Origin of the sequence: Porphyromonas sp. oral taxon 279 str. F0450, from assembly GCF_000292995.1 — a bacterium.
Classification (GTDB): domain Bacteria; phylum Bacteroidota; class Bacteroidia; order Bacteroidales; family Porphyromonadaceae; genus Porphyromonas; species Porphyromonas pasteri.
The window spans coordinates 39,491-46,825 of record NZ_ALKJ01000017.1; the positions used below are offsets into that span (position 1 = coordinate 39,491).

Below are 7,335 nucleotides of genomic sequence, written 5' to 3' on the forward strand. Positions count from 1 at the left end.
CCATGTTACTTGCACTCATGGCGGTCATAGAATACCGTGGGATTACGTTGCCTTATATACCAAATTCTTCCGTCTTCAGGATTGTTGTCATAAACAGAATAGCCCTCTGGAGTGTCCTTTGTGAGATCAAAGAACATTAGCCCAAAGGCCTCCTTAAGCGAGGGGTAGAGGACGTTTAATTGATCCAGAATATATTGCTCTTCCAGAATAAGTAGCCGCTTCTCTCTTTTCCCTTTTTCTTCTATGCCTACGGGCGTGTCTCGTATTTCTGATGATATCCAATCGGACTGCATTTGACTAAGTTTTTTAAAGGTGCGTTCATCCGTTGATAATTTCTTGTTTAAGGCGCCAAATAAGTCTTGCAGCTCATCGTAGTTTCGAATCTTTCTATTGATTGTTAAGATATACACCCCATGCTTACTGACGACACCTGTGTAGTATTTGCTTAAATCCAACTCTGCTGGATTTGTGCCCCAATCTTTGGGTATCTCCTTGCGGACAGCTTTGAAAACTCGGCCAATAAAGTTGTGTATGTCTTTTAGGGAGAAGCACTGATTAAGGTAATACTCCTCATCTTGAGAAGCTACGTGCGTATGCATCATGCCAACAATATCGTCCTTGGGCTCAGCGATCTCATCCTCATTCTCCCCGATAATGTCTTTAAAAGTCCCATCTCTAAGTTGTACGAAGCCTCGCTCTATGCGAGTTTCCCAGCTCTTATTACTCTTCACATAATCAAAGAGGCTCTTGATATGACTATTCATTTGGGGTTCCTGGATCTTCATTCGATAGTCTCCACATGGAGGTGGCTGAATGGGACCAATAGGAGTAGGCGGTTCATCAGGGATAGTAGGGGCGTATCGAATACATTTATACTGCTCTGGGGCTATACGTGGATTCCCTGAATCTGCACCACTAAAGCGTCCCCAAAAGCCCGCAGGAGCCCCGGAGAAGCGACCTCTAGGTCTGTCAAAGCCTTGAAATTCAAAGACTGGAACACAATTCTCTGGGTGGAATCGAGTGCTCGATCCTCCATCAACGACATTCATATCATCATCATAGAGATTTCCCACGGTAAAGCTGTGAGCACGAGTACACTCATAAAGCTTCCCATTTATTACTTTACGAAAGCTCCGCGCTCCTGGCGGTGGAGTATAGTACACACCACTTTTGGCAACATGTCCTAGTCCCTTTTGTGTAAGGTAGTCAAAGAGCCATAAGTGATCGTCGTAAACCTCTGCTCGGTTTAGGAACTCAGATGCAATCTGAGTCCCACGGTCAAGGTAAATTACCCAAATCCAATTGATCTCATTCTCCCCTTGAATATGGATTGGAATGTAAACTATCTCATTAACACCAACCTCACCTACATGTGAGATGCCCTGCCATACTAAACGAGCCTTAACCTGAGAAAGGTGAGCCGCCATGCCTTTAGCTTCTGGCAGTTGCTTTATTGACTCCATTATTGTTTGTACAGTCTGATCGCTACCTATATAGTTAAACGTCTGTGCGACCAACTGATCAGGGGAGAGCTTCGACGCTGGTTGAGTTTCAATATCTGTATCACTTCGGCATCCAGCAAAGAGGATGGAAACAAGAAGGAGCGATGTGTAAATGAGTCGCCAATTAGGAAGGCAATAACTCATGGTAGTAAATCTGCGCATAGTGAGCATAGTATAGTGTGTTACTTCGTGTGTCAATCTCCATCTAACTAGCTCATGATGTTTCATGGGACATGGCTCTATGGAGGTTTCGATAGCAAATGTAGTTGATTAGAATCATACAAACAAGAGGACGGATATTATCGGATATTGGTCAGTGGAGGAATCCTGTCCTAATTGTCCTGAAGACCTCTGCATAGCTGTGGGGAAGATCTATTGGCTATAGGTTCCCCTCCATCTTTATAAGCTTGCTTGGAGTCTACCAGAGGGAAGTAAAGACGAGGGGACTCGGACTGAATGTTGCTATAGCTTCGGTGCTTGCTTCTTCGGGAAGAAAAGCCGGTAGCAATAGTGGAATAACCTTCTCTGTGCGCGGGGAAGAGTTGCGGACGAGCAGTAGAAAATCTTGGTCTACGTGCGTGGCTCTAAAATCTACGTACGTGGATCATAGAGATTACGTGCCGAGTCCTTAGGACTACGTACGTGGACAGAGGAAATGGCGTAGAGGAAGGGGCTTTTTCTTCGTGGAGGAGGAAGCTTTTCCTCCCGCAGGATGAGAGAAATCCCCGCGATAGGCGAGGGGCTCGGACTATGGCGGGGAAGAAGGACGCTGCGCTGGGGCGGGCAGGTGTGTCGTGGCTTAGCTCGGTGTCGCGCCTTCGCCTGTCTGGAGCTTCTTGCGGTACTCGGTGGGCGTGAGGCCCGTCTGCTGCTTGACGAACTTGCCGAAGCAGGCGAGGCTCGAGAAGCCCTGCTGGAAGGCGATCTCCTTGGCGGTCTTCGTCGAGTAGCGTAGCTCCTGCGTGATGGCGCGCATCATGTACTGATGGATGAAGTGGATGGGCGTCTCTCCCGTCTGCTCCTTGATGACGCGTGAGAGGTGCTTCGGCGTGAGGTTCATCAGGGTCGCGACCTCCGAGACCGAGCGCAGGTGTCCACGTCGCATAGCCAGCAGATCAAAGAAAAGGCGCATCTGCTGGTTGGCACGGGTCAGGTCTTGCGGGGTCGCTTGGCGGATCTCTTCGCTGACCTCACGGATGAAGGAGTAGAGGAGCGCCTGGATATGGATGTGCAGGAGTTCGTCACGGAAGAGGGGATTGTCCGAGTGGCAGAGGGTGTGGATCTGCTGGTGGTAGATCTTGCTGAGCTCTATCGCATCCTCGCTCAGCGTGTAGATGGGCGACCTACGCACATAGTCCGCGATGGGCCATATCAGGGTATTCAGTGTCTCCGTGCTCTGGATGATTTCCCAAGAGAGTCCCATGAGGACCAGATCGGCATCGCTTGAGGCGAGGCATTCCTCGATGAGGGATCCCTCTTGGTAGCTAAGCCTCTGCCCCTGCTTCAGGCGATACTGCAGGCCGTTGACCGTGATCAGTGCTGTCCCTTGGCGGCAGTAGATCGCCATGCCGAAGCGCATGCGTGCGCCTATCATACGCTCGGGGAGCGTGTGTAGGCTATTGGCAAAGAGGAGCTTGTCGTGGCAGTAGTCTATGCCAGGATCTCCCTTGAAGTCATTGGTCGTCCACTCGTGCGGCTGCATGCTGTCTTGCTGATGTATCTGGGGCTGTACTTATGGGTGTAAAGGTAGGGGATATATGTGATACTCGGGTGTTGTCTAAATGTCGCATGGGGTAGGTAAAGCTTTTCCTTTCTTCGCATCGAGGGGAAGGTGGGGGAGAAAAAGCGACTATTTGCCCCCTCCGTGCAAAGGGGTAGTGCTCCTTCCCCGCGCGAGTGCGCACGCATACAGCTTGCATATATGGGCGAAAATGACGAAAATTGTAGTCTAAAAGCAGGCTATGCGAGGTAGGGTGGAGAGGTCCTTTGCCCTACCTCCCATTGCACCCCATAGCAAGACAAATAAGATGATAGAAGAGAAGTTCCAGGCCGTCGTCCTGGGCGCTGGCGAAAGCGGTGTCGGCGCAGCCCTATTATACCAGAGTCGTGGTATATCCGTCATGGTCTCGGACTACGGGCATATCGCCCCGAAGTACAAGCAGGAGCTCGAAGCCAATGGCATCCCTTACGAAGAGGGTAGCCACACCACCGAGCTCATCCTGCGTGCCGAGGAGATCGTCAAGAGCCCTGGTATCCCCGAGAAGGCACCTATTATGGTGGCTATCCGTGAGCGTGGCATCCCCGTCATCTCCGAGATCGAGCTGGCAGGTCGCTACCTCAAGGGTAAGGTCATCGGTATCACGGGGAGCAATGGGAAGACCACGACGACGATGTGGCTGCACCACATCCTCACCGAGGCGGGTATGAAGCCCGCACTGGCTGGGAACGTAGGCTTCAGCCTCGCCCGTCAGGTGATCCCCGACGAGCAGCCCGACTACTTCGTCGTCGAGCTGAGTAGCTTCCAGCTGGATGATATGTACAAGTTCCGCGTGCATATCGCCCTCCTGATGAACATCACACCCGACCACCTCGACCGCTATCACTACAACTTCGAGGAGTATGCTATGGCGAAGATGCGCATCCTGCAGAACCAGACCGCAGAGGATGCCTTCATCTATTGGGGTGAAGATGAGTTCGTCTCTCGCTACGTCATGAGCCACCAGCCCATGCCGATGCAGACGCTCTCCTTCCTGACCTATCCGCAGGTAGGCTCTGCTGCTGACAAGTCGGACGACAATATGATGCGCCTGCACTTCGACGGGAAGAGCTTTGAGTTCCCCATCGATCAGCTCGCACTCCAGGGGCCGCACAACCTGCAGAATGCTATGGCCGCCTCGATCGCAGCCCTGCGTCTCGGCGTCTCGCATGACGTCCTCAGGCGTGCGCTCAGCGACTTCGTGAACGTCCCCCACCGCCTCGAGAAGGTCGGGGTACTCGATGGCGTGCGCTATATCAACGACTCCAAGGCCACGAACGTCAGCTCTACCTACTACGCCCTGCGCACGATGACCACGCCCTACGTGCTCATCCTCGGCGGCGAAGACAAGGGGAATGACTACATGGATATCACCGAGCTCATCACCTCTGGGGCGCGTGGGCTCGTCTTCCTCACGACCGACGTGCTGAAGCTGTACAAGAGCTTCCACGGCAAGGTGCCTCAGATCGCCTCGGCTCTCTCCATGGAGGAGGCTATCGCCCACGCTCGCGAGATGGCTCAGCCAGGCGACACCGTCCTGCTCTCTCCCGCCTGTGCGAGCTTTGACCTCTTCACCAGCTACATCCATCGAGGCGACCGCTTCCGCGAAGTGGTACAGGGCCTGATCCAAGCTGAGGAGAAGCATGCCTAACGATCAGACGACCTCCCTCCAGCCGAAGGACTCGTGGCTGCGCCGCATCTTCGCGGGCAACGGCCTCATGTGGGCACTCTACTTCGTGCTCGTCTTGGTCTCGCTCTACACCGTATCGAGCGCGCTGAGCTCGGAGATCTATAAGAGCCTCTCCGTCGGGCGACTGAATCCCATCCTCAAGCATGCGCTCATGCTCGCTATCGGTATCTGCTCGGCTATCTTGCTGAGCAGATGCTCCGGGCGCTTCTATCGCTATACCCTGCCACCGCTCTCGGCGCTCCTCATGGTGGGGCTCTTCTTCGCGCAGCTCCTCTTAGGGCAGAGCACCAATGGGGCAGAGCGCTGGATCGACTTGGGCTTCATCACCATCCAGCCCGCCGAATTCCTACGTGTCTATATCGTCATCTGGGGTGCGTATGTCGCGGGTAAGGATGTCGTGGAAGACCCGAGGAAGGAGCCTCGCTACTGGGCATACTGGGGATGGATCTTCATCCTCTCGATTATGGTGCTCTTGAGCAACCTGTCGACCTTCCTCATCATCTTCTCTTTCCTCTACCTCTACTCGTGGGTACTCAAGGCACCTAAGCGCTTCATGTACCGCATCACGGCTATCGGTGCCATAGCGGTGGTCTTGGGTGGCGCCTACCTTTACTTAGCGCCCGAGAGCATGCTGCCTGGTCGTGCCGTCACGTGGCACAACCGTCTGCATGGCGCCGTCAAGGAGCGCGAAGACCGCTTCGCTATCACCGACGAGAACCGTCAGGAGCAGATGGGCCGTATGGCTATCGCCAACTCCAAGCTCGTCGGTCGTGGCCCTGGGAATAGCAAGCTGCGTGACTCCCTCTCGCAGGCCTACTCCGACTACCTCTACGCCATCATCATCGAGGAGTACGGCATCCTCGGTCTGCTCTTCATCCCATCGCTCTATCTGGTGTGGATGCTCATCGGCTATCGTGAGGCACGCAAGCAGACGAACGTCTTCCGTAGCAACCTCATCAAGGGCTTTGGCATCCTCTATCCGCTGCAGGCGCTGGTGAATATGATCGTCGCCTCGGGGATCATCACCACAGGGCAGACGCTCCCGCTCATCAGCTACGGGGGGTCGTCGATCCTGGCGACAAGCATGGCCTTCGGCATTATGATCGGCGCCTCGCGCGTCGATAAGCCCAAGCGTGAGCCCCACACGGAGGAGGCGGAGTTCACTGAGGTCACCGCGACCGAGGAGGTCGTGGAAGAGCCTCTTCTCGATACCGACACACAAGACTACGTATAGAAATATGATCCAGCGAGCTATCATCAGCGGCGGTGGCACAGGGGGGCATATCTTCCCTGCCGTATCCATCGCCGAAGCCCTTCGCCGGCGCTACCCCGAGATCGATATCCTCTTCATCGGTGCCGAAGGGCGCATGGAGATGGAGCGTGTGCCCCAGGCGGGCTTCCCCATCCGCGGTCTGAAGATCCGCGGCCTTGACCGCAAGCGCCTCTGGCGCAATGTGGGAGTCGTGCGAGACTTCCTGCGTGCGCTCATCACGGCGCGCGATATCATCCGTGACTTCCGCCCCGAGATCGTCATCGGCGTCGGGGGCTATGCCAGCGCACCTACGCTGAAGGCTGCACAGAGCCTTGGCATCCCCACGCTCATCCAGGAGCAGAACTCTTATGCCGGCGTGACGAATAAGTTCCTCGCTCGTCGTGCCGACCGCATCTGCGTAGCGTACCCCGAGATGGAGCGCTTCTTCCCGAAGGAGAAGATCGTGCTGACGGGGAATCCCCTGCGTCCTGCTATCGAGTATATGCAGGACGGGCTGCGCGAAGAAGCGCTGCGTCACTTCGGCTTGCCAGCTGATACGAAGCGTGTCGTCGTCGTCATCGGCGGGAGTCTCGGTGCTCTGAGTATCAACGAGAGTATCGGTTCGCGCCTCGCTGAGTGGGCTCAGTCGGGTGTCGCCCTCATCTGGCAGACGGGTAAGGGCTTCGAAGCCAAGGCGCAGGAGCTGCTGAAGGCGTATGACTTCCCCGTCTACTCATCGGCCTTCATCCAGCGTATGGATCTGGCTTATGCCGTGGCAGACGTCGTGGTGTCGCGTGCTGGTGCCAGCTCGATCTCCGAGCTGTGCTTCCTCGGCAAGCCTACCATCCTCGTGCCTTCGCCTAACGTCGCCGAAGACCACCAGACGAAGAACGCGCTGGCGCTCTCGACGCGCTCGGCTGCGCTCCTCATCCCCGACGACAAGGCACGCGAAGAGCTGACGCCTCGTGCCATCGCCCTCGTGCAGGACGCTGCGCAGTGCGCTTCGCTCTCCGAAGAGATCCGTAAGCTCGCCCTCACCGAGGCTGCTGACCGCATCGTCGACGAGGCTGAGCGCCTTGTGGCCTTCGCCCCCAAGCGATAGACATCGTACTATAATAGCATATAAAAGAGCAGC

The 7,335-nt window shown here is 55.2% G+C and carries 5 protein-coding genes; 3 read left to right on the forward strand and 2 right to left on the reverse strand.

Annotated features, from left to right (window positions below; translation table 11 throughout):
* Positions 1-5: 5 nt before the first annotated feature.
* Positions 6-1,463, reverse strand: coding sequence for a hypothetical protein (locus tag HMPREF1323_RS09175; protein WP_198004367.1), 1,458 nt, complete (start codon positions 1,461-1,463; stop codon positions 6-8).
* 838 nt (positions 1,464-2,301) lie between these two features.
* Positions 2,302-3,204: a helix-turn-helix domain-containing protein gene (locus HMPREF1323_RS03870; protein ID WP_009432859.1), complete on the reverse strand. Its 903-nt coding sequence runs from the start codon at positions 3,202-3,204 to the stop codon at positions 2,302-2,304.
* A gap of 325 nt (positions 3,205-3,529) precedes the next feature.
* On the opposite strand from HMPREF1323_RS03870, the gene murD reads away from it, so the two are divergent.
* Genes murD through murG form a run of 3 tightly spaced genes read left to right on the forward strand, consistent with a single transcriptional unit; the run spans position 3,530 to position 7,302 of the window.
* Positions 3,530-4,909 (forward strand): UDP-N-acetylmuramoyl-L-alanine--D-glutamate ligase, encoded by a 1,380-nt coding sequence (gene murD, locus HMPREF1323_RS03875; protein ID WP_044114872.1) that lies wholly within the window; start codon positions 3,530-3,532, stop codon positions 4,907-4,909.
* A complete protein-coding gene (locus HMPREF1323_RS03880; RefSeq protein WP_009432844.1) occupies positions 4,902-6,182 on the forward strand; it encodes an FtsW/RodA/SpoVE family cell cycle protein in 1,281 nt (426 codons plus the stop codon). Before murD ends, HMPREF1323_RS03880 begins: the two co-directional genes overlap by 8 nt.
* A 4-nt stretch (positions 6,183-6,186) precedes the next feature.
* Positions 6,187-7,302, forward strand: a complete 1,116-nt coding sequence (gene murG / locus HMPREF1323_RS03885) for an undecaprenyldiphospho-muramoylpentapeptide beta-N-acetylglucosaminyltransferase (protein ID WP_009432851.1) — start codon at positions 6,187-6,189, stop codon at positions 7,300-7,302.
* Positions 7,303-7,335 lie beyond the last annotated feature (33 nt).

Coding starts and splice junctions, on each gene's coding strand:
- HMPREF1323_RS09175 (WP_198004367.1), bottom strand. CDS start 1,463: ATGGAGTCAATAAAGCAACTGCCAGAAGCTAAAGGCATGGCGGCTCAC.
- HMPREF1323_RS03870 (WP_009432859.1), bottom strand. CDS start 3,204: ATGCAGCCGCACGAGTGGACGACCAATGACTTCAAGGGAGATCCTGGC.
- murD (WP_044114872.1), top strand. CDS start 3,530: ATGATAGAAGAGAAGTTCCAGGCCGTCGTCCTGGGCGCTGGCGAAAGC.
- HMPREF1323_RS03880 (WP_009432844.1), top strand. CDS start 4,902: ATGCCTAACGATCAGACGACCTCCCTCCAGCCGAAGGACTCGTGGCTG.
- murG (WP_009432851.1), top strand. CDS start 6,187: ATGATCCAGCGAGCTATCATCAGCGGCGGTGGCACAGGGGGGCATATC.